Genomic DNA, 366 nt, shown 5'->3' on the forward strand with positions numbered 1-366 from the left:
CTCGCCAAAGTTGCATCGCACGGTTGCCCAATACAAGGCAGCCCGATTTTACCAGGCTGCCCGTGCTCAAAGGAAGGCAGCCTAATGACTACTGAACTACAAAATTTCAAATTCGGCCAACAACGAGTCCGTACTTTCCATGACAAAGCGGGAGAAATTTGGTTCGTTGCTGCTGATGTCGCAAAAATACTTGAATACCAAAGCGCCAAGGATTTCACTCGCGGCCTTGACGAAGATGAAAAGGGTAGGCAGTTTGTGCCTACCCCTGGAGGAAGGCAAGAACTCCTTACTATTTCAGAAGCGGGCCTTTACGCGGCACTGGTGCGCTCCAAGGCTGAGCGAGTTGCGCCATTCCGCCGTTGGGTG

The 366-nt window shown here is 51.9% G+C and carries 1 protein-coding gene; it reads left to right on the forward strand.

Annotation, left to right across the window (positions count from 1 at the left end):
• Nucleotides 1-84 precede the first annotated feature (84 nt).
• Nucleotides 85-366, forward strand: a 282-nt coding sequence (locus tag QP415_RS10920; protein WP_285100075.1) for a BRO-N domain-containing protein, incomplete at its 3' end; no start/stop codon positions are given.

The sequence above is a fragment of the Pauljensenia sp. UMB3104 genome (assembly GCF_030217285.1).
Classification (GTDB): domain Bacteria; phylum Actinomycetota; class Actinomycetes; order Actinomycetales; family Actinomycetaceae; genus Pauljensenia.